Source organism: Actinospineispora spinosispora DSM 44797 (genome assembly GCF_000429025.1).
Lineage (GTDB): Bacteria > Actinomycetota > Actinomycetes > Mycobacteriales > Pseudonocardiaceae > Pseudonocardia > Pseudonocardia spinosispora.
In genome coordinates this window covers 143,637-165,010 of sequence record NZ_KE386838.1, presented here as the reverse complement: position 1 = coordinate 165,010, position 21,374 = coordinate 143,637, and the positions used below count along the sequence as shown (strand labels likewise).

General features: G+C 70.0%; 23 protein-coding genes. 13 read left to right on the top strand and 10 right to left on the bottom strand.

Annotation, left to right across the window (positions count from 1 at the left end; translation table 11 throughout):
* Positions 1-276: 276 nt before the first annotated feature.
* The 3 genes from G406_RS0141430 to G406_RS0141420 are packed head-to-tail and all read right to left on the bottom strand — an operon-like array spanning position 277 to position 3,466.
* Entirely contained in the window at positions 277-1,227 is a 951-nt protein-coding gene (locus G406_RS0141430; RefSeq protein WP_037081229.1) for a phosphotriesterase family protein, read from the bottom strand.
* Positions 1,224-2,705: a xylulokinase gene (gene xylB, locus G406_RS0141425; protein WP_028938449.1), complete on the bottom strand. Its 1,482-nt coding sequence runs from the start codon at positions 2,703-2,705 to the stop codon at positions 1,224-1,226. Before xylB ends, G406_RS0141430 begins: the two co-directional genes overlap by 4 nt.
* Before the next feature lie 23 nt (positions 2,706-2,728).
* Positions 2,729-3,466, bottom strand: coding sequence for an SDR family NAD(P)-dependent oxidoreductase (locus G406_RS0141420; protein WP_028938448.1), 738 nt, complete (start codon positions 3,464-3,466; stop codon positions 2,729-2,731).
* Between the two features lie 170 nt (positions 3,467-3,636).
* Here G406_RS0141420 and G406_RS0141415 point away from each other — a divergent pair, with 170 nt between their 5' ends.
* The 9 genes from G406_RS0141415 to G406_RS0141375 all read left to right on the top strand — a co-directional run bounded on the left by G406_RS0141415 (position 3,637) and on the right by G406_RS0141375 (position 12,181).
* Positions 3,637-4,248 (top strand): glucose-6-phosphate isomerase family protein, encoded by a 612-nt coding sequence (locus G406_RS0141415; RefSeq protein ID WP_037081226.1) that lies wholly within the window; start codon positions 3,637-3,639, stop codon positions 4,246-4,248.
* On the top strand, positions 4,245-4,880 hold the full coding sequence (gene eda / locus G406_RS0141410; protein ID WP_028938446.1) for a bifunctional 4-hydroxy-2-oxoglutarate aldolase/2-dehydro-3-deoxy-phosphogluconate aldolase: 636 nt from the start codon (positions 4,245-4,247) through the stop codon (positions 4,878-4,880). The genes G406_RS0141415 and eda overlap by 4 nt, the downstream gene beginning before the upstream one ends.
* Positions 4,880-5,782: a shikimate dehydrogenase family protein gene (locus tag G406_RS0141405; RefSeq protein WP_028938445.1), complete on the top strand. Its 903-nt coding sequence runs from the start codon at positions 4,880-4,882 to the stop codon at positions 5,780-5,782. The genes eda and G406_RS0141405 overlap by 1 nt, the downstream gene beginning before the upstream one ends.
* 62 nt (positions 5,783-5,844) lie before the next feature.
* The gene (locus tag G406_RS0141400; RefSeq protein WP_211241422.1) at positions 5,845-6,759 is read left to right on the top strand and encodes an NAD(P)-dependent oxidoreductase; all 915 of its coding nucleotides are present in this window, start codon (positions 5,845-5,847) and stop codon (positions 6,757-6,759) included.
* Positions 6,756-7,625, top strand: coding sequence for an SIS domain-containing protein (locus G406_RS0141395; protein ID WP_028938443.1), 870 nt, complete (start codon positions 6,756-6,758; stop codon positions 7,623-7,625). Before G406_RS0141400 ends, G406_RS0141395 begins: the two co-directional genes overlap by 4 nt.
* Positions 7,618-9,129 carry a sugar ABC transporter ATP-binding protein gene (locus G406_RS0141390; protein WP_051343414.1) on the top strand — a complete coding sequence of 504 codons (1,512 nt, stop codon included), beginning with the start codon at positions 7,618-7,620 and terminating at the stop codon, positions 9,127-9,129. The genes G406_RS0141395 and G406_RS0141390 overlap by 8 nt, the downstream gene beginning before the upstream one ends.
* Entirely contained in the window at positions 9,126-10,103 is a 978-nt protein-coding gene (locus G406_RS53025; RefSeq protein WP_084216812.1) for an ABC transporter permease, read from the top strand. Before G406_RS0141390 ends, G406_RS53025 begins: the two co-directional genes overlap by 4 nt.
* Before the next feature lie 28 nt (positions 10,104-10,131).
* Entirely contained in the window at positions 10,132-11,148 is a 1,017-nt protein-coding gene (locus G406_RS0141380; RefSeq protein ID WP_037081224.1) for a substrate-binding domain-containing protein, read from the top strand.
* A 10-nt stretch (positions 11,149-11,158) separates the two neighbouring features.
* Positions 11,159-12,181: a zinc-dependent alcohol dehydrogenase gene (locus tag G406_RS0141375; protein WP_028938440.1), complete on the top strand. Its 1,023-nt coding sequence runs from the start codon at positions 11,159-11,161 to the stop codon at positions 12,179-12,181.
* Between the two features lie 42 nt (positions 12,182-12,223).
* Here the strand turns inward: G406_RS0141375 and G406_RS0141370 are convergent, their stop codons facing one another.
* From G406_RS0141370 to G406_RS0141360, 3 genes are read right to left on the bottom strand one after another with little or no spacing between them, the layout of a single operon-like run.
* Entirely contained in the window at positions 12,224-12,595 is a 372-nt protein-coding gene (locus G406_RS0141370) for a hypothetical protein (RefSeq protein WP_028938439.1), read from the bottom strand.
* Positions 12,592-13,524: a carbon-nitrogen hydrolase family protein gene (locus G406_RS0141365; protein ID WP_028938438.1), complete on the bottom strand. Its 933-nt coding sequence runs from the start codon at positions 13,522-13,524 to the stop codon at positions 12,592-12,594. Before G406_RS0141365 ends, G406_RS0141370 begins: the two co-directional genes overlap by 4 nt.
* A gap of 40 nt (positions 13,525-13,564) precedes the next feature.
* A complete protein-coding gene (locus tag G406_RS0141360) occupies positions 13,565-14,197 on the bottom strand; it encodes a TetR/AcrR family transcriptional regulator (protein ID WP_028938437.1) in 633 nt (210 codons plus the stop codon).
* Between the two features lie 314 nt (positions 14,198-14,511).
* On the opposite strand from G406_RS0141360, the gene G406_RS0141355 reads away from it, so the two are divergent.
* Both G406_RS0141355 and G406_RS53020 read left to right on the top strand, forming a co-directional pair.
* Positions 14,512-15,294 carry an ion transporter gene (locus G406_RS0141355; protein ID WP_245607425.1) on the top strand — a complete coding sequence of 261 codons (783 nt, stop codon included), beginning with the start codon at positions 14,512-14,514 and terminating at the stop codon, positions 15,292-15,294.
* A gap of 59 nt (positions 15,295-15,353) precedes the next feature.
* Positions 15,354-16,379, top strand: coding sequence for a YVTN family beta-propeller repeat protein (locus G406_RS53020; RefSeq protein WP_064743171.1), 1,026 nt, complete (start codon positions 15,354-15,356; stop codon positions 16,377-16,379).
* A gap of 44 nt (positions 16,380-16,423) precedes the next feature.
* On the opposite strand, the gene G406_RS0141345 is transcribed toward G406_RS53020, so the two are convergent.
* Both G406_RS0141345 and G406_RS0141340 read right to left on the bottom strand, forming a co-directional pair.
* A complete protein-coding gene (locus G406_RS0141345; protein WP_156935443.1) occupies positions 16,424-17,626 on the bottom strand; it encodes a hypothetical protein in 1,203 nt (400 codons plus the stop codon).
* Between the two features lie 97 nt (positions 17,627-17,723).
* Positions 17,724-17,963, bottom strand: a complete 240-nt coding sequence (locus tag G406_RS0141340) for a hypothetical protein (protein WP_028938434.1) — start codon at positions 17,961-17,963, stop codon at positions 17,724-17,726.
* 117 nt (positions 17,964-18,080) lie between these two features.
* On the opposite strand from G406_RS0141340, the gene G406_RS0141335 reads away from it, so the two are divergent.
* The gene (locus G406_RS0141335; RefSeq protein WP_028938433.1) at positions 18,081-18,812 is read left to right on the top strand and encodes a DUF6879 family protein; all 732 of its coding nucleotides are present in this window, start codon (positions 18,081-18,083) and stop codon (positions 18,810-18,812) included.
* 18 nt (positions 18,813-18,830) lie between these two features.
* On the top strand, positions 18,831-19,676 hold the full coding sequence (locus G406_RS53015; RefSeq protein WP_037081222.1) for a helix-turn-helix domain-containing protein: 846 nt from the start codon (positions 18,831-18,833) through the stop codon (positions 19,674-19,676).
* An 8-nt stretch (positions 19,677-19,684) separates the two neighbouring features.
* Here G406_RS53015 and G406_RS0141320 read toward each other — a convergent pair whose 3' ends face one another.
* Together G406_RS0141320 and G406_RS53010 are read right to left on the bottom strand one after the other, a co-directional pair.
* The gene (locus G406_RS0141320; protein WP_028938432.1) at positions 19,685-20,092 is read right to left on the bottom strand and encodes an ankyrin repeat domain-containing protein; all 408 of its coding nucleotides are present in this window, start codon (positions 20,090-20,092) and stop codon (positions 19,685-19,687) included.
* A gap of 11 nt (positions 20,093-20,103) precedes the next feature.
* The gene (locus G406_RS53010; protein WP_037081220.1) at positions 20,104-21,252 is read right to left on the bottom strand and encodes a hypothetical protein; all 1,149 of its coding nucleotides are present in this window, start codon (positions 21,250-21,252) and stop codon (positions 20,104-20,106) included.
* Between the last annotated feature and the right edge of the window lie 122 nt (positions 21,253-21,374).

Here is a 21,374-nt window from a genome sequence, read left to right as displayed (position 1 = left end):
TCGCCGGGTGAGTCGCGGGCGAGCCCGACCGATTCCCCGACTCACCCTGACAAATTCCCCGACTCGCGCGGCACAATCTCCCGACTCGCGCCGCGGAACCTAGCGACTCGCGGTGCATGGAGACCGGCAGGTTCGCTCACACGGCAGTGCTCGCGCGCCTGGGGCCCGTGCGGTCCGCGAGTCGGGGATTTCATCAGGGTGAGTCGGGAGTTCCGTCAGCGCGAGTCGCTGGATTCCGTGGCGCGAGTTGCTGGATTTGGTAGGGCGAGTCGGGGGTCAGGGGCGCAGGGTGAGGAGTGTGGCCGGGTTGGTCACCAGTAGTTGGGTCAGGGTCTTCTCGCCCAGCTCGCGGGCGACCCTGGGCAGGAAGCGCGTCGGCAGGTAGTCCAGGCCGGGCATGCCGCCGTAGGCCCGGTAGCGGGTGCGGCGGGCGACGTCGCCGCCGAGCAGGAGCCGGGACGGATCACCGAGAGCGACGGTACGCGCGAGACAGTCCAGCACCGCCGAGTCGGGTGCTTCCCGGTGCCGGGCCATGCCGTCATAGCCGAGGTACACGCCGGCGCGGGTCAGCTCCGCGTGCAGGCCGGGGTCGAGGTTACGGTCCGCGTGCGCCAGCACGACCCGGTCGGCGGGCAGACCCGACGACTCCAGCGCCGCCAGCACCTCCCAGGCCGCCGAGCCGTGCTCCAGGTGCACCATCACCGGCGCGCCGACCCGCAAGGCCGCGACCGCGACCGCCGCGAGCACCCGCCGTTCGAACTCGTCGATCCGCCAGTACCCGACACCGGCCTTGACCAGACCCGCGCGCACCGGCGACCCGTCCGGCGCACGAGCCACGGCGCCCCTCGAAGCCGTATCGACCACGGGCAGGCCGTCGGTCAGGTCGGCGGTGAACCGGTCGGCCAGCTCGTCGGAGGACAACGCCACCAGCCAGTGCCCGGACGGATAGTGCTCGCGGCGATGTGCCCCGGTCGCGTGCACGACGGCCAGCCCGGTCGCCGCGCTGATCCGGGCCACCGCGTCCGGGCGGCGGCCCAGCCCGGTCGGCGTCGCCTCGACCATCGACGCGATACCCGCGGCGCACAGCGTCGCGGCCTCGGCGCCGCTGGCCGTCTCGTCGTCCAGCTCGTCCCCGACCAGCAAGGGCGAGACCTGGAACAGGTGCTCGTGATAGTCGCAGCGACCCAGCGCCGACGCCGGCACGTCACCGAGAACCGTGCGGATCACAGCGTGTCGAACCACGGTTCGAGCCGTCGGTAGGCATCCAGGAACACCTGGTACTCATGCAGGTAGCGACGGTGTGCGACCTCGTTCGGCAGGTGTTCACCGGTCCGGGACGACAGGCGCTTCGCGATGTCGAACCCGTCGTAGAGACCGACCCCGACCCCGCCGACCACGGCGGCACCGAGCGCGGTCGCCTCGTCCACCAGGCTGCGCGGCCGGACCGTCTTGCCCCACTGGTCGGCGAAGATGCGCAGCGCGGCCGCCGAGTTCGCGGCGCCGCCGATCGCGTCGATCGAGGAGATGCTCGCGCCGTTCTCCTCGAACGCCAGCAGCCCGGTGTACAGGTTGAAGCCGACCCCCTCCAGCACCGCGCGGCTCAGGTGCGCCGGCCCGTGATGGCGGGCAAGGCCGGCGAACACCGCGCGCGCCCGGGGGTTCCAGTACGGCGACCGTTCGCCGAGCAGGTGCGGCAGGAAGTACAGGCCGTCGGCGCTGGCCGGGACTTCGGCGGCCGCATCGAGCAGCCGCACGTACGCGGTCGGCTCGTCCGGCGCGAGCGTCTCCATGATCCACTGCAGGGACGCGCCGCCCGCCTGCATCGTCGCGGTCGGGACGAATCCGCCCGGCACGACGTGGTTGAACGTCATCGTGCGCATGTCCGGGTCGTGCAGCGGCCGGTCGGCGGCCAGCGACACCCAGGACGACGAGCCGAGGTAGCAGTACGCGCCGTCCGCCTCGGTCACGATGCCGGCGCCCAGAGCACCCATCGGACCGTCACCACCGCCCAGCACGACCGGGGTCCCGGCGAGCAGCCCGGTGAGCGACGCGGCTTCCGGGGTCACCGTGCCGACGACCGTCGTCGACGCCGCCACCTCGGGAAACAGTGACCGATCGAGGCCCGCGGCGTCGATCAGCTCCTCCGACCAGGCCCCGGTCGACTGGTCGAACGCGTTGGTGCTGCTGGCATCCGACGGATCGGTGACCAGCCGGCCGGTCAACCGGTGGACGATGAAGTCCTTCGCCAGCAGCAGGTGCCGCACCCGGGAGAAGACCTCCGGCTCGGTGTCGCGCACCCACATGACCTTCGACAGCGAGTAGGTCGGGTTGATGCGGTGGCCGGTGATCCGGTAGCCACGCTCCATCCCGACCCGCTCGACCAGCGCATCGGACTGCGCGGTGGACCGGGTGTCCGCCCAGATGATCGCCGGTCGCACCGGGGCGCCGGACCCGTCCATCAGCACCGCGCCCATCATCTGCCCGGAGAACGAGACGCCCGCGATCTGCCGGGCGTCGACCGTCTCCAGGAGCCTGCGGGTCGCCACACACACCGCTCGCCACCAGGCGAGGGCGTCCTGTTCGGCCTTCCCGCCGGAGCCGAAGTCGACGCCGTAGCTCTCTGTCGCGGTGGCCACCACCGCGCCGTCGGCGTCCACCAGGGTCGCCTTGTCGCCGGTTGTGCCGAGATCGTGCGAGATGATCACGAAGCCACCCTCCTAAAGTGCGATCAACGCAGGGAGAAGCCGCCGTCGATGAGCAGCTCCGTGCCACAGCAGAAGGCGGCGTCCTCGCTGAGCAGGTACTCCACCGCACGGGAGATCTCGAGAGGCGTGGCGAACCTGCCCAGCACGGTATCGGCCAGCCAACCGGCGTGCATGTGTTGCTTGAGACCGTTGAGCGGCGTGTCGACGTAGCCGGGCGACACCGCGTTCACCCGCACCCCGCGCGGTCCCCACTCGACGGCGAGTGACCTGGTCAGCGCGCTGACACCGGCCTTGGACGTGTTGTAGGCGGCTTGGCGCTGCGGATGGTTGACCACCGCGTTGCCGGACATCGAGGCGACGTTGACGATCGCGCCGCCGCCCCTGGCGAGCAGCTCACGGCCGAACTCCCGGCAGGTCAGGAACACTCCGCGCAGGTTCACCCCGAGCACGGCGTCGAACTGGGCGATCGACATGTCCTCGGCCGCCACGTTGTCCTCGACGATCCCGGCGCAGGTCACCAGGTCGACCGGGCCGTCACCCGTCGAGTACAGCTCGCGCACCGCGGCGACGACCGAGCTCTCGTCGGTCAGGTCGAGCGCGACACCGCGCACCTGGTCGGGCAGCACGTCGAGTCTGCGCAGGTCGAGGCCGTACACCTGGGCGCCCTGGTCGGCGAGGCTGGTGCAGATCGCCAGCCCGATGCCGCCCGCCGCGCCGGTGACGGCGACCCGCCGGCCGGCAAATCTTTCGGTGCGCTCCATCGCGCGGACTCCCGTGTCTCGACAACCGTGATGTAGTACTACTAGCTCAGTCAGGGTTGACATGCAAGGATTTCCCGGGTTTCCTGAGCGCATCCCGCAGCTGGACGTGAGTCAGGCCACGGGTTTGCTGTGAAAGATGTAGTGAGACTACAGATCGGGAGTCACTTCTGATGACGGCTACCTCGTCCGTACCGGAACCTGGAGCGCTGCTCGTCGGCGTGGACGGTGCCCTGCACGGCCGAACCGGCGGGTACCAGAAGCGGCTCGGCGAGATGGCGGGCGTCTACCGGGACGCGGCGGCCTACCGGCGAGCGCTCGACGAGCACGGCGCCGGACAGGTCGTCTATCACGTCGAGGAGCACCGCAACTCCGGCGACGAAGGCGCGCTGATCATCGGCACCAGCATCCTGCAGCCGGGCAGCTACGGCGACGAGTTCGCCATGACCAGGGGCCACCTGCACCGCAAGGCTGACCGGGCCGAGCTGTACCACTGCCTGTCCGGCCGAGGCGTGATGCTGCTGGAGACCCTCGACGGCCGCAGCCGGGCACTGCCGATCACCCCGGGCGCCGCGGTGCACGTGCCGGGCCACTGGGTGCACCGCAGCATCAACGTCGGCGACGAACCGCTGGTCACGCTGTTCTGCTACCCGGCGGACGCCGGCCAGGACTACGAGCTGATCGCCGACGCCGGAGGCATGGCGCAGCTCGTGGTGCGCGACGAGGACGGCTGGACCACCCGGCCGAACCCCGACCACACCGGATACCGGGGGCAGCAGCGATGACCGTGCTGGACGACATCGAGCAGCTGGCCGTCGTGCCGGTCGTCGAGATCGAGGACGCCGAGCAGGCCGTCCCGCTCGCCCGGACGCTGGCCGAGGCGGGGCTCCCGGTCCTGGAGGTCACCTTCCGCACCCCGGCCGCACGGGACGCGGTGGCCGCGATCGCCGCCGAGCTGCCCGACTTCCTGCTCGGCGCAGGCACCCTGGTGACCGCAGACCTGGTGGTCGCCGCCGTCGAGGCCGGCGCCCGGTTCGGGGTGTCACCCGGGTTGAGCCCCCGCTGCCTGGCCGCCGCCGACGAGCTGGACCTGCCGTTCGTTCCTGGCGCGGTGACGCCGAGCGAGGTCAACGCGTGCCTGGACGCCGGGGTGCGGCACGTGAAGTTCTTCCCGGCCGGTGCCTACGGCGGCCTCGACACCCTCGCGGCCCTCGACGGGCCGTTCGGCTGGACCGGTATCCGGTTCATGCCGACCGGCGGGGTCCGGCCGGAGAACGCCGCCGAGTACCTGGCCCGCTCGAACGTGTTCGCCGTCGGCGGGACGTGGATCGCGCCGCGCGCCGACATCACGGCGGGCCGCTGGGACGTCATCGCCGACCGGGCCCGCGCCGCGCTCGAGCTGCGTGGAGCGCGCTGATGGAACCTGCACGCGTACCGACGCTGTACTTCATCGGCGTCACCACCGGCCGGTCGTCGATCAGGACGGTGTTCCCGAAGTGGGCCCGGCAGCTCGGTCTGGACGGCGCCGAGCTGGTCGGCGTCGACCTCCCGCTGCACGCGCCGGCCGAGGACTACCGCCGCGTCGTCGAGTTCATCGCGGGCGATCCGCTGTCCGCCGGTGCGCTCGTGACCACACACAAGATCGACCTGTTCCACGCGTGCCGGGACCTGTTCACCGAGATCGATCCCCTGGCGAAGCTGACCGGCGAGGTCAGCTGCCTGTCCAAGCGGGACGGCTGGCTCATCGCGCACGCGAAGGACCCGATCTCCGCCGGCCTTGCGCTGGACGCGTTCCTCCCGGCGGGGCACTGGTCCGAGAGCGGTGCCGAGGCGTTCCTCATGGGCGCCGGCGGTGCGTCGATCGCGATCAGCTGGTACCTCGCCCAGGGCGCCGACGGCCCGACCCGGATCGTGGTGTCCGACCGCAAGCCCGAACGGCTTGCCGAGCTGCGCGCGGTCCACACCGAGCTGGGCACGACGATCCCGCTGGAGACGGTGACCGACAACGACGCGGCACTCGCCGGGCTGACCCCCGGTTCGCTCGTGGTCAACGCGACCGGGCTCGGCAAGGACGGCCCCGGCTCGCCGCTCACCGACCCGCGCTTCCCGGACGCCGCGATCGCCTGGGATCTGAACTACCGGGGTGACCTGGTGTTCCTCGACCAGGCCCGGGCCGAGGGCGTCACGGCCCACGACGGCTGGGTCTACTTCCTGCACGGCTGGACCCAGGTGATCGCCGAGGTCTTCGACATCACGATCCCCACGTCAGGCCCCGCATTCGACACCCTCGGCACGCTGGCGACCGGAGCCCGCCGATGACCCCGGTACCCGTGAGTGGCGAGTGGTCCCCTGAGACCACTCGCCACTCACGGGGTGTGTTGGTGACGCCGAGGTCGTTGACGCAGGCCGGGCTGGAGAACGTCGCTGAGCTGCAGCCGCTGCGCGCGGCGGGGTTCGAGCTGGTCAGCGGTCCGGTCGGCAGGCAGCCGAGTGCGGACGAGCTGCGGGACCTGCTCCCCGGTTGTGTGGGCTGGCTGGCGGGCGTCGAACAGATCACCGCCGAGGTGCTCGACCGCGCCGACGAGCTGGAGGTGATCAGCCGCAACGGCACCGGCACCGACGCGATCGACCTCGACACGGCGCTCCGGCGCGGCATCCGGGTCGAGCGGACGCCCGGCGCCAACGCCCGCGGCGTCGCCGAGCTGGCCCTGGCCCTGGCGCTGGCATTGCTGCGCGAGGTGCCCCGGTCCGCCCACGCGCTGAAACACGGCGGCTGGCAACGCTGGCAGGGCCGCGAACTCGCGGACTGCCGGGTCGGCGTCGTCGGCCTCGGCGCGATCGGGTCGAAGGTCGCGGAGCTGTTCACGACACTCGGCGCCCAGGTGGTCGGCCACGACCCGTACCCGCCGGAGAACCCGCCGGTGCCGCTGCGCGAGCTGACTGACCTGCTCGCCACCTCGGACGTGATCAGCCTGCACGCCCCGCCCCCGCCGGACGGAAAGCCGCTGCTGGACGAGACGAAGCTGGCCCTGTTGCCGCCCGGCGCACTGGTGATCAATACCGCCAGGGCGGGGCTGGTGGACGAGGCAGCGATCCTCGACGCGCTCGACACGGCGAAGCTCGGCGGCTACGCGGTCGACGCCTTCGAGACCGAACCACCGGAGCCGAGCGCGCTGCTGCGTCACGACCGGGTACTCGCCACGCCGCACATCGGCGGCTACACCGGCGCGAGCGTGCGCAGGGCCACCGAGCAGGCTGTCGCCAACCTGTTGGCCGTCCTGGATGGTGCCCGATGAACGACAAGAGCCTGCTGGAACAGATCACCGAGCGCACCGCGCACCTGCGCCCGTCCGAGCAGAAGGTCGCCTCGGTCGTGCTGGCCGAACCGGCGCTGGTCGTCGGCTACGGCATGGCGAAGCTCGCCGAGGCGGCCGGGGTCAGCGAACCGACCGTCATGCGGTTCTGCACCGGCCTCGGGTTCGACGGGTTCCAGGCGTTCAAGCTCGGGCTCGCGCAGGCATTGGCGATCGGCATTCCGGTCACCCACTCCGCGATCGAACCGGACGACTCGGTCGCCGCGATGGCCGCGAAGATCTTCGACCACACGCTGAGCAGCCTGGACCGCGCTCGTCGCTCACTGGACACCGCCGCCGTCGCACGAGCTGTGGACCTGCTGGTCGACGCCAGCAACGTGCTGTTCGTGGGGTTCGGCGCCTCCGGGATCATCGCGCAGGACGCCCAGCAGCAGGGGGTCCTGTTCGGCGTCCCGTGTGCCGCGCCGATCGACCTGCACCAGCAGTACATGGCGGCCGCGATGGCGAGCCGGGGCACGGTCGTGGTGGCGATCTCCAACACCGGCCGCACCTCATCCGTACTGGACGTGACCGAGGCGGCGAAGGCCAACGGCGCGTCCGTCATCGCGGTCACCGGCGGCCCCGGTCCGCTCGCCGACCTCGCCGACCTGGTCCTGGTGCTGCGGACCTTCGAGGACACCGACATCTACACCCCGACGGTGAGCCGCCTCGCCGGGTTGGTGCTGGTCGACGTGCTGGCCACAGCCGTGGCGGTCCGCCGGGGCCCGGAGCACCTGGAGCGGCTGCGGTTGATGAAGGAAGCGCTGTCGACGTTCCGGGGGAGCAGTGGAGGTGCAACAGATGGCTGACGTGGTGTTCTCCGCACGTGGTGTCGGGCAGCGGTATCCCGGCGTACAGGCGCTGACCGACCTCGACCTGGACGGCTATGCGGGCGAGGTGCTGGCGATCTGCGGCGCGAACGGCGCCGGCAAGTCGACCTTCGCCCGGCTGCTCGCCGGCCAGGAACCGCCCGCGACCGGCGAGATCTTGGTGGAGGGCCGCCAGGTGCGCGACCCGGCCGACGCGGAACGGGCCGGCGTCCTGCTGATGCACCAGGAACCCCTCGTCATCGACGACTTCACCGTCGGCGAGAACGTCTGGCTGTACCGGTTGCGCGGCGGACGGGACATCCAGCCGTGGTCCCGCTCGCGCAGCGGGACCGACAATCGGACCAAAGAGGTACTCGCCGAGGTCGGCCTCGGACATCTCAAGGTCGACCAGCTCGCCGCGACCCTCGCCCCCGGCCAGCGTCAGATGCTCGCGCTGTCCAGGGCCGCCGTCACGACGCACAAGGTACTGATCCTGGACGAGACCACCGCGTCCACCTCGGAGGAACACTTCCGCGAAGTGCAGCGCATGGTCGAAGCGGAGAAGGCGGCCGGGACGGCGATCGTGTTCGTGTCACACCGCATGCCCGAGGTGTTCGCGCTGTCCGACCGGATCGCGGTGCTGCGCGGCGGACGACTCGTGCAGGTCCTGCGCACCGAGGACACCGACGCCGACGAGATCACCACGCTCATGATCGGCGACGCGGTCCGTGCGCTGGAACGCCCGCCAGTGCACGTCGGCGGCGCGACCAGGCTCGCGGTCCGCAACCTGCATGCCGGGTCCGCGCGGGACGTGTCGTTCGAGGTGCGCGCTGGCGAGGTCGTCGGCCTGTACGGGCTGGTCGGCAGCGGCCGCAGCTCGATCGCCCGCGCGGTCTCCGGCCAGGGTGAGTCGCGCGCCGGCACGGTCGAGGTGAACGGCGACCCGGCGCGCATGCGCTCCCCGGGAGCCGCGCTGCGCCGGGGCGTCGCCTACCTGACCGAGGACCGCCGCAAGGAGGGCTTCGTCGACGACTTCAGCAACGCCGAGAACCTCAGCCTCGTGACGCTGCCCCGCATGTCCAGGGCAGGAGTGGTCCGGCGCGGCCTGGAGCGGTCCAGGGTCACCGAGCTGATCAGCCGGTTCCAGATCAAGGGCGGGCCGGACACCCCGACCAGGACGCTGTCCGGCGGCAACCAGCAGAAGGTGTGCCTGGCGAAGTGGCTGGAGGCCGAGCCGGACGTGATCGTGCTCGACGAACCGACGAAGGGCATCGACGTCGGTGCCCGGTTGAACATCTACCAGATCGTGCATGGGCTGAGCAGCCAGGACAAGGCGGTGCTCGTGGTGACCAGCGAGGCCGAGGAGGCGCTGCTGCTGTGCCACCGGGTGCTGGTGCTGCGCGACGGGCAGGTGGTCGCCGAGTTCGACCCGGACCGGGCGAGCACCGAGGACCTGATCAGAGCCGCACTCGACGGCCATTCGAACGGAGAGGACGCGGCATGACATCAACGCTGGAGGTCCAGCCAACGGCGGTGCCCGCTGCCCGGGCCAAGGACTGGCTGCGCAACCAGTACCCGCTGCTCATCCTGATCGCGCTGCTGATCTTCGCGAGCAGCACGAGCGACGCGTTCCTGAGCCCGCGCAACCTGGAGAACCTGGTCCTGCAGATGTCGGTCGCCGGCATCGTCGCACTCGCGCAGTTCATCGTGGTGATCTCCGGCGGCATCGACATCAGCGTCGGCTCGGTGCTCGGCCTGTCCTGTGTACTCGGCGCCGGCCTGTTCGGCGGCACGTCGGTGCTGGTCGCGGTACTGATGTCGCTGCTGGTCGGGGTGGCGCTCGGCGCGGTCAACGGCTTCCTGATCGCGTTCCGGGGCCTGGAGCCGTTCATCGTCACGCTCGGCATGCTCGCGCTGGCCAGGGGCCTGGTCTACGCCTATACCGAAGGCGTTCCGGTGACCCCGAAGGCGCCCGGGTTCACCTCGGTCGGCACCGCGACGGTCGCCGGGTTCCCCGCACTCGGCTGGCTGTGGCTGCTGCTGGCACTCGGCATGGGCTTCCTGCTGCGCCGCACCGTGTTCGGCCGCCGGGTGTACGCGATCGGCAGCAAACGCGACGCCGCGCACGCCGCCGGCATCCCGGTGCGTGGCACGCTCGTCGCGGTCTACTGCATCGCCGGCCTGCTGGTCGGCCTCGGCGGGTTCCTGCTCGCCTCCCGGGTCGGCGCCGCGACCCCGACCGCCGGCACGAACTTCGAGCTGGACGCGATCGCCGCCGTCGTCATCGGCGGGACCCGGCTCAACGGCGGCCAGGGCCGCATCTTCGGCGCGGTCATCGGCACCGTCATCTTCGGCGTGATCACCAACCTGCTGGTGCTGCTCAACGTGTCGACGTTCCTGCAGGACGCGTTCCGAGGCGCGCTGATCCTGGTCGCCGTCACGCTCGCCACGATCGGCCGCCAGAAGGCGAAGCGCTGAAGTCTTTCAACGAAGAAGGAGCTGTTCCATGCGTGTTCCCCGTCTAGCGATCCCTCGTCTTGTCGTCACAGCACTGTCCGTGGTCGCGCTGTCCGCCTGTGGCACGGTCGGGTCCGGTTCGGCACCCACCGGGCAGAAGGAGGCGAAGGACGTCCACCAGGTGAAGATCGGCTTCGCCCAGCGTCAGATGGACGCGCCGTACTACGCGGCGATGCAGGCCATCGCGCAGCAGAAGGCGAAGGAGCAGGGCTTCACGCTGCTGTTCCAGAACGCCAACGGTGATCCGGTCACCCAGATCAACCAGGTGCAGACGATGCTCTCCCAGGGTGTCGACGCGCTGGTGGTGGACGCGATCAGCCCGGAGACCGAACGCACCCAGCTCGCGCAGGTCGCCGGCCAGGTTCCGTTGATCTTCATCGACACGTCGATCCCCGGCGTCGGGCTCACCGCGGTGCAGTCGGACAACAAGCAGATCGGTGAGCTGTCCGGGAAGCTGACCGCCAAGCGGTTCCCGCCGAGCTCGACGGTCAAGGTCGGCATCCTCAACGGCGGCCCGAACGACGAGATCGTCGGCCCGGCCCGCCAGCAGGGCTTCCTCGACGGGCTGAAAGCGGGTGGCGTGACGCCGGACGTCGTCGCCTCGGCGACCGCGACCTACACCCAGGAACAAGCGGTCCCGGCGACCGAGTCGATGCTCGCCGCGCACCCGGACATCCAGCTCGTCCTCGGCCTCAACGACTCGATGGCGCTCGGCGCACTCAAGGTCCTGCGCGACCAGCACAACACGACGACGCTGGTCGCGGCGTCGGCCGACGGGCAGAAGGAAGCGCTCGCCGAGATCTCCAAGGGCGGCTGCTCGGGCCAGTACGTCTCGACCGGGCTGAACTCACCCAACCTGGCGGCCGAGGGCGGTTTCGACATCGCGGTCAAGGTGGCGACCGGAGCGCTGGACCCGAAGAGCGTGCAGCCACAGACTTACACCAAAGCCGCCGGCATCGGGTGCGACAACATCGCCGAGTACTACAAGCCGGACAGCATCTTCTAGAAGGAGCGGTATGCGTCAGGTCGTGGTGGGTTCAGCCGACGACATCCGGATCGAGGACGTGCCGTGGCCGGCGGCACCGGGTGACGGGCAGGTGCTGGTGCGCAGCGCGCTCGTCGGTATCTGCGGCTCCGACCTGCATGCCTGCGCCGGGCACCACCCGTTCATCGACCTGCCCTACCGGCCCGGCCACGAGGTGGTCGGGGCGGTCGGCGCGGTGGGCCCCGGTGTCGATGGGTTCGCCGAGGGCGACCGGGTGGTGCTCGAACCCAACGTGGTGTGCGGCAAGTGCCGGCAGTGCCTCGACGGGCGCTACAACATCTGCCGAGAGCTGGCGGTGATCGGCTGCCAGACCCCCGGTGGGATGGCGGACGCGTTCCTGGTCGCCGCCGACCGCCTGCACCGGCTGCCGGCCGAGGTGGACAACACCCTCGCCTCGCTCGTCGAACCGCTGGCCACGCCGGTACATGCGGTGCGCAGGTCCGGCATCGGTCCGGGCAGCAAGGTCGCGGTGCTCGGCGCCGGGCCGATCGGGCTGCTCGTCCTGGTGGCGGCCCGCGCGGCCGGTGCCACCGAGATCGTGGTGACCGACGTGCTGCCCGGCAAGCTCGAGCGTGCCAGGAAGCTGGGTGCCGCCGCGGCGCTCGACGCGACCGGGCCGGACCTGCTGGACGTCGCGCGCGGGGCGTTGGGTGATGCGGCCGACGTGGTGTTCGACTGCGTGGCGAACCAGGCCTCGATGGGCCAGGCGCTGGAGCTGGTCGACAAGGGCGGCACGGTCGTGGTGGTCGGGGTGGCGGCCGGCCCGACGACCGTCGGTCTGCATCTCGTTCAGGACCGGGAGATCACCGTGCTCGGCAGCCTGATGTACACCCGCGAGGACATGAGCCGGGCGATCTCCCTGCTGGCATCCGGAGCGGTGACCGCCGACGACCTGGTCACGGCGGTCTTTCCGCTGGCCGAGGCCGCTCGGGCGTTCGCGGCTGCCCGCGATCCGGAGCAGATCAAGGTCCTGATCAGCGTCGACAGCTCGTGAGTGTTGAGTGTGGCTATAGCCACACTCAACACTCACGAGGGGTCAGGCCAAGATTGCCACTGCTGTCAGGCCGCCGGAGACGGCTATGAAGGACAGGGTGCTCAGGAGCTGGAACCACTTCGCGGTCGCCGAGCGCTCGTTGAACATCAGGGGGACGAACAGCGCTGGGTTGACGATCGTGCCCGCCGCCAGCACCACTGCGAGCCAGGTGGGGATGCCCGGCGCGACCAGGGCGACCGCGATCAGGATCAGCCCCATGATGATGAAGTCCAGATGGGTCTGAAGGATCCGCCGCGGGCTCACGATGCCGATCCGACGGATCAGGTCGGGAGTGGTGAACGACAGGAGCACCGCCCAGCCCAGCAGCGCGCCGAAGGCCAGCTCGATCAGCCCGACCCGGGCCAGCCCGCTCATCGGTTCACCAGCTGACCGGCCGTGTGCTTCTGGTACCAGCGGGTGCCGTGCCAGCGTTGGTAGTGCCAGAACGCGGTGGCCGGCGCACCCCTGCTGTGCAGCCAGAAGCCGCGCGGCGTGCTGGCGACCGGGGTGCGTCGACCGGGCGTGACCTCGGCGAGGATCACGCCTTCGCCGTCGTCGCGCCCCAGCTCGGCGAGCACGGTGCCGTCCGCCTCGGTGATCACCGAGGACCCCTCGAAGCGCCCCCGGTAACGCAGCGGCAGCCACGGCATGTCGCAGTCGAGTGTGCCGGCATGCGCGGCATGAACGCAGGGCGCGCCGATGAACTGCGCGAACGTCACGGCGGCGGTGCGTGCGGTGGCGGTGTTGGCCCGCTCCAGACGGCGGAACAGCGGCGCCGGCGCCCACTCGGGCACCGACCACCAGCCGGACCCGGTGAGCAACAGATCGACCTGCCCCTTCAGTCGGTGCACGGTCTGGGTGCGCATCAGCTCCCAACACACCGCCGCGCCGACCCGGTACCTCCCGGCGTCGAGCACACCCGGATCGCTGCCGCCCACGTAGAAGGCGTTCTCCCACATGGTCGGCAGGTCCTTGTCGTGCCGCCCGAGGACGCCGTCCGGCCCGGCGAGCAGGTAGGCGTTGCGCACCTGACCGTCGCCGTCCCGGCACAGGAACGACCCGCCGACCAGCGCGCCGAACCGGGCCGCGAGCGAACACAGCAGCTCGGTCGCCACACCGTCGGGAGGCAGAGCCGCGCGGGCGAGCCGCTCGTCGAAACCGATGCCGGTGGTGAAGAACTCGGGCAGCGCGATGACCTCGGCGCCCGCCTCACCCGCCCGCACACCCAGTCGTTCACACGCCGCGAGGTTGGCGTCGACGTCCGCCAGCACCGCTTCGAGTTGCACCGCTGCGACCCGCACCATGAATCGAACGGTACTACGAAACTGAACGCTACTACAAGAACTACTGGGCAAGCCCCCGAAACACCAGGTCACGGCCGATCGTGATGACCTCATGCAGCTCGTCGGCGTCCAACGCCAGTCGGTCCGGTCGCATCCGCAACGACAGCACGCCGTTCCACGCGCCCCACAGGAACACCGAGGTCCGCTCCGGCTGCGGGCAGGTGATCTGGCCCGCGGCATCCGCCCGGCGCAGCACGTCGGCGACCGCCCCGACGAGCGTCTCGACCTTGTCCGCGATGCGCTGTTCGATCTCGCTGGCCAGGTCACCCGGAGGCACGTCCAGGACCCGCAGCGCGATCATCCGGAAGTAGCCGGGGTTCTCCAGGTGGAACCGGCAGTAGGCGTCGCTCGCCGCGTACAGCTCCTCCAGCGGCGTGCGGCCCTGCCCGTAGGCGCGCGCCATGTGCTCTTCGTTGACCTGCAGCGCCCGCTCCACCAGCGCCAGGTACAGACTCTCCTTGCTGCCGAAATGGTGGTAGATCGACCCGACCGCGATACCCGCCTCGGCGGCGATCGCATCCATGCTCGCCGCGTGGAAGCTGGAGGCGGTGAACAGCTTCTCGGCGGCGTCCAGAATCGCCGCCGTGGTCCGCGCGGTCCGCCGATCCACCCGCCGGGACGAGGGTGCGCTCATACCCAGAGCCTATGTCTGCTGGCCGATGGACCCCATACAGCTGCTGAAGTCGGCTCCGCGAGTCTCCCGGAGGGAGTTCCGGCGAAGGCCGGCGTAGTGAATGCCGGCGACCAGGCCCCGCAACGTAAGGTGGCGGCTCTCAAGGTGGGCACAAGCGCGCGCCCGGCCGACGAAGGAGGCTTGTTTTTCTGATGACACCCCCGAAGCGAAGCGAGCGGGGTGGCGGCAGAAAAACTCCGCGCGGGACAGGCCCGGAAGGAACAGAGCTGAACAGCGGCATCTTGCCGGGCAACGTGCACGCTGATGACTGGATCATGTTCGTCCTGGCGATCATCTCGGTCGGGCTGCCCAGCTATCTGCTGCTCAGCCCGGCGCCGCCGCCGCACATCGCGCGGTGGATGTTCTACGCCGACTGCGCGATCTGCGGGATCTTCTTCCTCGAGTTCCTCTGGCGCTGGCACAAGCGTCGCTGGCGCAAGAAGTTCCTGGCCCGCAACTGGTACGAGATGCTGGCGATGATCCCCATCGCGCACGTGGCGATGGTGCCGCACCGCTTCACCATGGTCGTGCTGCTGCTCATCCGCATCGGCAGGGCGGCGGACCGCGCGGTCGGGGAGCAGTTCACCTACCGGCTGGTGGACACGTTCTCCGAACCGATCGTCCGCGCGATCAAGAAGCCGATCACGGTCGCGGTGCTCGACGAGGTGGTCAAGGTCCTGGAGACCGGCAACTACCCGGAGAACCTGGCCAAGTCACTGACCGAGAACCAGACCGAGCTGCGCGCCATCATCAGCGAGAAGATCGCCGCCGACGAACAGCTGGGCAAGCTGAGGCACATCCCGTTCCACGGGGAGATCGTCCAGGCGGTCATCGACACGGCCTTCCGGGTGATCCTCGAGGTGCTGGCCGACCCGCGCATCGACGACTTCTTCTCCTCGGTCGTGCGGGACAACCGCGAGCAGATCCGCTACGCGGTCGTGCTCGGGCTCAACGACGTGGACTCGGCGGAGCAGGAGCACGAGCTGCGCACCCGGACCCAGCGTTCGGCCGCCCGGGAGTACGACGAGCTGCACCGGCGAGGAGACCCGAGGCGGTGACCGGTTAGGTTGACTCCGATCGAGTAGCCCTGAACGGCTTTCATGAGGAGTTGCCGGACATGACTCGGCCGAGACGGCTGGTGACCGTGGTGCTGGTGGTCGGTGCGGCGTTGGCCGGATGCACCTCGCAGCCACCGCCGACCGTGCGGCCCGCCGCGCCCGCGCCGCCATCTGGTTCGGCGATCGAGGTGGGGTCGAACCCGTCGGACGTGGCGATCACCCCGGACGGGCGCACCGCGTACGTCACCAACTACGACGCCGACTCGGTCTCCGTCATCAACACCGCCGATGACACCGTGGCCGGCACGATCCCGGTCGGCGACGCCCCGGAGCGGCTGGCGATCAGCCCGGACGGCCACCGGGTGTACGTGGCGAACAACAGCTCGCGGTCGGTGTCGGTCATCGACACCGCGACCAACACGGTGACCGGCACCATCGGTGGGTTCGTGGTGCCCCGCGCGATCGGTTTCTCCCCGGACAGCCGCGTCGCCTTCGTGTCCGACTTCGGCGTGAACAAGGTCCTCCTCGTCGACACCGCGACGTTGAAGGTCGTCGGCGGCATCGCCGTCGGGCAGGCACCCGGCGGCATGGTCGTCACCCCGGACGGCCGCCGCGTCTACGTGCTCAGCAACTCCGACCCCGGCAAGATCACGGTGATCGACACCGCGCGTCGCCGGGTCACCGGAATCATCCCGATCCACGACGGACCGCTCTGGCTGGCGATCACCCCGGACGGTCGAGTCGCGTACAGCGCGAACGCGGCGGGCTCGGTCTCGGTCATCGACCTCGCGCGCAACCGCGTCCGGGCGACCCTCCCGCTCGCCCAGGCGGCCAACAGCATCGCGCTGGCCCCGGACGGCCGGCATGCCTACGCCGCCGACAACACCGGCACGGTCACGGTCATCGACACCGCCGGCGACAAGGTCGTACGAACCATCTCCGCCGGCGGGTCGCCGGACGCGCTGGCGATCACCCCGGACGGGCACCGCGGCTATGTCACCAACTTCGGCGCGAGCACCGTCTCGGTGATCGACGTCCGCGCCGAGGAGAACAAACCGATCGCCGAGGGCCCTCGGAGCCGATAGCTCCCACGCGGTGCCGGACAGGACCGCCCGCACCCGACGGTGGTTCAGCCCGGGATGACGGTGGCGCTGTCGCCGCTGGGCGCTGCCGGGGGCTGAGTGGGCTTGCTCGTGACGGGTGCGCTGCTCGTCGAGGGTGAGTGGCTCGGGGCGGCCGCACGGCTGGGCGTCGCGGACCGGGTCGGCGTCGCCGAGGTGGTCGGGGTGGCGGCCCGGCCGGACTGGCTGCTGCTGGTGGTGCTTCCGGTGGACGTCGAGCTCTCCGTGCCCGTCGAGTTGCCCGTACCGGTGGAGTTCCCGCTGTTGGTGGAGCTCCCGCTGTTGGTCGAGCTCCCGCTGTTGTTCGAGTTGCCGGTGCCCGCAGAGCCGTTGCTGGAGCCGCTGGTGCCTGTGGAGCCGTTGGTGCCGGTCGAGCTGCCGGTGGAGGACGAGTCGTCGTTGCCGGTGGTCGAGCTGCTCGGCGTGGACTGGGAGGTCGAGCCGCCGGTCGTGGACTTCTGATAGCAGATCACGTCGTTCGGCCCGGCGGTCTGCAGTACCTGCTTGAGGGTCGCGGTGTCGGTGACCTCCTTGGTGCACGTGGCGCTGACGTCGGCGCTCGTGCCGCCGGAGCTGGTCCCGCTCCCGGTCGAGGTCCCGCTGCTCGTACCGCTGCTGTTGGTGCTGGTGCCGCCTCCGGTGGAGGAGCCGTTCGACGTGCTCGTGGAGCCGGTGCCGCTCGGGGTGTTCATGCCCGTCGGGCCTGCGCCGGAGTCGTTGGACCCCGAGTCGTCGCCGCCGGTGCTGGTCGAGGTCTCGCCGCCCGTATCCCCTGAGTCCGAGCCGCTGTCCCCGCTGTCCCCGTCGTCCGAGTCGCCCTTGTCGGAGTCGCCCTTGTCCGAGTCACCCTTCTCGGAGTCACCCTTCTCGGAGTCACCCGAGTCCGAGTCATCGGAACCGGAGTCGTCCGAGCCCTTGTCCTCGGAGTCGTCGGAGTCCCCGGAATCGCCCGAGTCATCGTCCCCTGAGTCGCCGGACTCGTCGTCCGAGCCGGAGTCCGAGTCCTCGTCGTCGCCCTTGTGCTTCTTCGACATGACCGGCCCGTTGAACGCCAGGAACCCGTGCTGGTCGGAACCGGAACCGAACAGGCTGGCGATGGCGGCGAGACCGATGACGACGGCGGCGAGGACCGCGCCGACCACGACGGCCGTGCGCGTCACGTCGCGCCGTCCGTTGAACGGGCCCTGTCCCCGGTAACCGCCACTAGCCATGACACAGAGCAAAGCGGCAGACGCCCAGGTAGCGCACGTTTTCGGCGCACAACCGGTGCGATCGCGAACGAAAAACGCCAACTTTGAGTAGTTGCCCCTATAGGCGCGCCCCTCGGGTGGTCGACTCGGCGGCGAGCAGCTCGAGCGCTCGGAGCGCGACCTTGGCCAGAAAACACGGGTGCTCCGGCGACCGTCGACACCCGGCACACGTGCTGCCGTTCTCCTCGCGTCGATGCGCGGCCAGCGTGCGCTCGGCACAGCCAGGTTCGCCGGCCATGAACAGCGCGGCTGCCTCGAACCCGTCGGACTCCTCGTGCAGCCGTCGATCCAGTGACATGCTTCCTCCTCAATCCATTATCAAAATGAATCTAACAGAATATCTGTCTCGAACTTGACTAGTTGAGGATAAGTGATAACACTTGCCACGTCGGTCGGTTCGGGGAGGGAGAACGTGATGACCAAGGTGCTGCGCGCTGAGTCCTGCGACGTCGGGCAGACGTGCGCACGAATCGATCGGGTGGAGGGGAGCTACGAGATCGTGGGGACACATGTGCCCGATGCGGGGCTGCCCGCACACGAGCGAAAGGTGCGTGTCCCGGCCACGATGCTCCCTGAGCTGGGCCCGTTGGACATCCCTGACTTCAGCCTGTGGCAGGCGCGGCATCGACGTGCGCCGGGAGACATGATCCGGGTCCAGACGTTGAACTCCTACGCGGTCGCCAGCGACGACGCAGACTTTGTCGGCTACCTGAACGGAGCGCCCGAGCCCACCTCACCGTTCCGTGAGCCGTGGTTCAAGCAGATCCGCGACGAGCTGGCGATGGGTATGAGACGGCGCAATCTCACCGTCGTGAACGGTTGGCCATCGGACTATCGGCGATACGGATTCGAGTGGGTCTGTCAGGACAACGTTGACGCAGGACAGGAGACCCGCGTGTTGGACCTGGTGGAACATCCGAGTGCGGCCATGCTGCTGCGCACCGGCGACTTCTGGGTCGTCGAAAGCAAGTACGTCGTTCTTGTGCGGTACGACGACGACGGTCGCCATCTTGGCGAGGTCGCGGTAGAGGACTCGGGTGCGACCGGCTACGTCGCCGCCGCCGAGTTAGCCTGGCACCTCGGCACGCCGTTCACCGAGTGGTGGGCGGCCCATCCGGAATATCGGCGCGGAGCAGGCGCCGCCTGAGCAGGACGATGAGGAGCTATGCCCGACCGGAGCGGCGGCCGTGACGAGCTCTCGCGCAGGTTGCGAGAGCTGCGCGATGCCGCCGGGCTCCGCCAGGTCGACGCGACTGGTGAGTCGGGCATCAGTCAGCCGACCATCGCCCGGTTCGAGACCGGCAGGCAGATACCGCGACCTGATCAGGTCGACAAGCTCTGCGCCACCTACCGCGCTTCGGACATCGACCGCGACGAGCTCATGGCGATGGCTGAGGACCTGCGAGCCGGCAATCGTCGTGTGGTGCTGCGCAGGGAACCAGGTGCCGCGCAGAGCCAGATCGCACGGATTCGAGCCACCTCGGCGTTGGTCCGGACGTTCTCGCCGAGCGGTATCCCCGGGCTGCTGCAGACCCCCGCGTACTGTCGCGCGGTGTTCGGTGAGGGACTCACCGATCGGGCTGCCGAGGACGGGATCGCTGCCCGCATCGCCGGCCAGGCGATTCTGGACGACCGCGAGTCCGGGCGGCGATTCGAGCTGGTGATGAGCGAGGGGTCGTTGGGCTGGTCAGTGCTCCCGCCGACGGACATGGGCGAGCAGATAGATCACATCGCGGCTGCCACCTACCTGCCCAATGCCCGGGTCGGCATCATTCCGTGGGGTGTGACCGCGTCGGTCCTGCCGCTGCACTCGTGGACGATCTTCGATGAGCGTGCCGTCATGGCGGGTTCCACCACCGGGGTTGCGCTGCTGACCGAGCGGGCGGATGTGGATCGGTATGTGGAGCTGACCGAGCAGCTGGAGCGCCTCGCGGTGTTCGGCGCCGAGGCTCGGGCGATTCTGGGTCTGGTCGCGGATCGGTACCGGCGGATGGCCGAAGAGGGGCGCTGAGCGGCGGCTCAGTCGGGCGGCGATGCCAGGAGGTCGAGCAGGTCCTGGCGGCCGAACATCGACGCCGTGTCCAGAGCGGTCGGATGGCCCGCCGCCGGGTCGGCACCGCCCGCCAGGAGCGCGCGCACCACGTCGTCCTCACCCTTGAAGACCGCGCCGGCGATCGGCGACTGGCCCCGGCCGTTGAGCCGGTTGACGTCGGCGCCCCGGTCGACCAGTGCGGATACCGTGTCGGCGTGCCCGTGGTACGCGGCGAGCATGATCAGGCTGTCGCCCTTGTCGTTGCTCAGGTTCACCGGAACCCCGGCGTCGACATAGGCGACCAGCGAGCCGGTGTCGCCCTCCCTGGCCATCGCGAACAGGCGGGAGGCCAGCTCGACCAGCTTCTCGTCGGGTTGCTCCGGTACGACATCCATCGGAGCCGATCCTACGACGCGAGCTTCGCCGCCAGGGCCGCTTCTCGCAGCGCCACGTTGCTGGCCCCGGGGTGGATGCCGTGCGCGGCCATGCCGGCCAGCACCGGGTCGGTCAGCTCGGGGTCGGCGGCCAGCAGCGCCTCCAGCAGGGTGGAGACGTAGCGGCGCTGCTTGAGCGCGAGCTTGGTCCGCTCCTCCTCGCTGCGGCCGTCCTCCGGCAACGCGCCGGACAGATGCAGGCCCTGCAGCAGCATGCGGTCGAACCGGGCGCGGTCGTACCCGGCCGCCGCGACACTCTCCCTGGCCGTCCAGCACCCGGACGCCCAGATCGTGCCGTCGAAGTGCGGGTCGAACGAGCCGCCCTCGAAGCGGGCCATCGTCCAGCGCGGGTGCAGCCCGCGACGCCTGCGCTCCCACTCCGGGGTGGTGGCGCGGTGCCAGCCGTAGATGTCCGGGCGGTCCAGCATGATCGCGGTGAGGATGTCGCAGGTGCCCTCGTCGACGGCGACCTTCTTGTTGGTCTGCTCGGTCGGTGGGCGCAGCTGGTTGAGGCGGAAGTCGGCGGTGTGCCGGCAGACGTGGTGGCCGATCTCGTGGTACACGATCGCCAGGTTGTGCGAGGGCGCGCCGAAGTACGGCTCGCCGCCGTCCGGGTCTGGAATCTGGCCGTCGCCGCCGCCGAGGTGGATCTCGCCGGTGACCTGGGCGTCGCCGAACTCCGGCGGGTCGTAGGACCGCGCGGCCACCCGGTAGTGACCGCCGCGCCAGCGCCGGGGGCTCTCGTGCATGCCGATCCGGATCAACAGGTGCGGCAACGGCTGGCCGAGCAGCTCGGCCATCGTGCGCAGCATCCGCTGCGCGTTGACCGCGGTGTTGGTGAGACCGAAGACGCGCGCCTGGAAGTCCTCGTCGGCGGTGACCCTCGGGCCGCCGCCCTGGGACGGCTCGGACAGCAGCTGGGTCTCGTTCGGGTCGAGCAGCGGCACTCCGCGCTCGTCACGCACCGTGACCTCGGGGAGAACGAGCTCGGTGGGGCCGACGGACACCACCTCGAGCGGGACAGTGGTGAGCTGACCCGGGCCGAGCCGACCCGGGGTGCGTCGACCGTCCGGCAGGTAGGCGGAGACATCGACGAAACGGGTCATCTCGGGGCTCTCCATCGGGGGTCGTCAGAGTCCGAACGAGGTGTCGAACGAGGCGCGGAGGTAGGACACTGAACCGAGCCTAATCAGAGCCCTTTACCACCTATCACATCGGTACCCGTAACTTTAGTGGAGGACGC

Excerpts from the sequence above, each read along its gene's own strand:
- G406_RS0141420 (WP_028938448.1), bottom strand. The coding sequence starts at position 3,466 with ATGGAGCGCACCGAAAGATTTGCCGGCCGGCGGGTCGCCGTCACCGGC.
- G406_RS0141415 (WP_037081226.1), top strand. The coding sequence starts at position 3,637 with ATGACGGCTACCTCGTCCGTACCGGAACCTGGAGCGCTGCTCGTCGGC.
- eda (WP_028938446.1), top strand. The coding sequence starts at position 4,245 with ATGACCGTGCTGGACGACATCGAGCAGCTGGCCGTCGTGCCGGTCGTC.
- G406_RS0141405 (WP_028938445.1), top strand. The coding sequence starts at position 4,880 with ATGGAACCTGCACGCGTACCGACGCTGTACTTCATCGGCGTCACCACC.
- G406_RS0141395 (WP_028938443.1), top strand. The coding sequence starts at position 6,756 with ATGAACGACAAGAGCCTGCTGGAACAGATCACCGAGCGCACCGCGCAC.
- G406_RS0141390 (WP_051343414.1), top strand. The coding sequence starts at position 7,618 with ATGGCTGACGTGGTGTTCTCCGCACGTGGTGTCGGGCAGCGGTATCCC.
- G406_RS53025 (WP_084216812.1), top strand. The coding sequence starts at position 9,126 with ATGACATCAACGCTGGAGGTCCAGCCAACGGCGGTGCCCGCTGCCCGG.
- G406_RS0141380 (WP_037081224.1), top strand. The coding sequence starts at position 10,132 with ATGCGTGTTCCCCGTCTAGCGATCCCTCGTCTTGTCGTCACAGCACTG.
- G406_RS0141375 (WP_028938440.1), top strand. The coding sequence starts at position 11,159 with ATGCGTCAGGTCGTGGTGGGTTCAGCCGACGACATCCGGATCGAGGAC.
- G406_RS0141370 (WP_028938439.1), bottom strand. The coding sequence starts at position 12,595 with ATGAGCGGGCTGGCCCGGGTCGGGCTGATCGAGCTGGCCTTCGGCGCG.
- G406_RS0141365 (WP_028938438.1), bottom strand. The coding sequence starts at position 13,524 with ATGGTGCGGGTCGCAGCGGTGCAACTCGAAGCGGTGCTGGCGGACGTC.
- G406_RS0141360 (WP_028938437.1), bottom strand. The coding sequence starts at position 14,197 with ATGAGCGCACCCTCGTCCCGGCGGGTGGATCGGCGGACCGCGCGGACC.
- G406_RS0141355 (WP_245607425.1), top strand. The coding sequence starts at position 14,512 with ATGTTCGTCCTGGCGATCATCTCGGTCGGGCTGCCCAGCTATCTGCTG.
- G406_RS53020 (WP_064743171.1), top strand. The coding sequence starts at position 15,354 with ATGACTCGGCCGAGACGGCTGGTGACCGTGGTGCTGGTGGTCGGTGCG.
- G406_RS0141345 (WP_156935443.1), bottom strand. The coding sequence starts at position 17,626 with ATGGCTAGTGGCGGTTACCGGGGACAGGGCCCGTTCAACGGACGGCGC.
- G406_RS0141340 (WP_028938434.1), bottom strand. The coding sequence starts at position 17,963 with ATGTCACTGGATCGACGGCTGCACGAGGAGTCCGACGGGTTCGAGGCA.
- G406_RS0141335 (WP_028938433.1), top strand. The coding sequence starts at position 18,081 with ATGACCAAGGTGCTGCGCGCTGAGTCCTGCGACGTCGGGCAGACGTGC.
- G406_RS53015 (WP_037081222.1), top strand. The coding sequence starts at position 18,831 with ATGCCCGACCGGAGCGGCGGCCGTGACGAGCTCTCGCGCAGGTTGCGA.
- G406_RS0141320 (WP_028938432.1), bottom strand. The coding sequence starts at position 20,092 with ATGGATGTCGTACCGGAGCAACCCGACGAGAAGCTGGTCGAGCTGGCC.
- G406_RS53010 (WP_037081220.1), bottom strand. The coding sequence starts at position 21,252 with ATGGAGAGCCCCGAGATGACCCGTTTCGTCGATGTCTCCGCCTACCTG.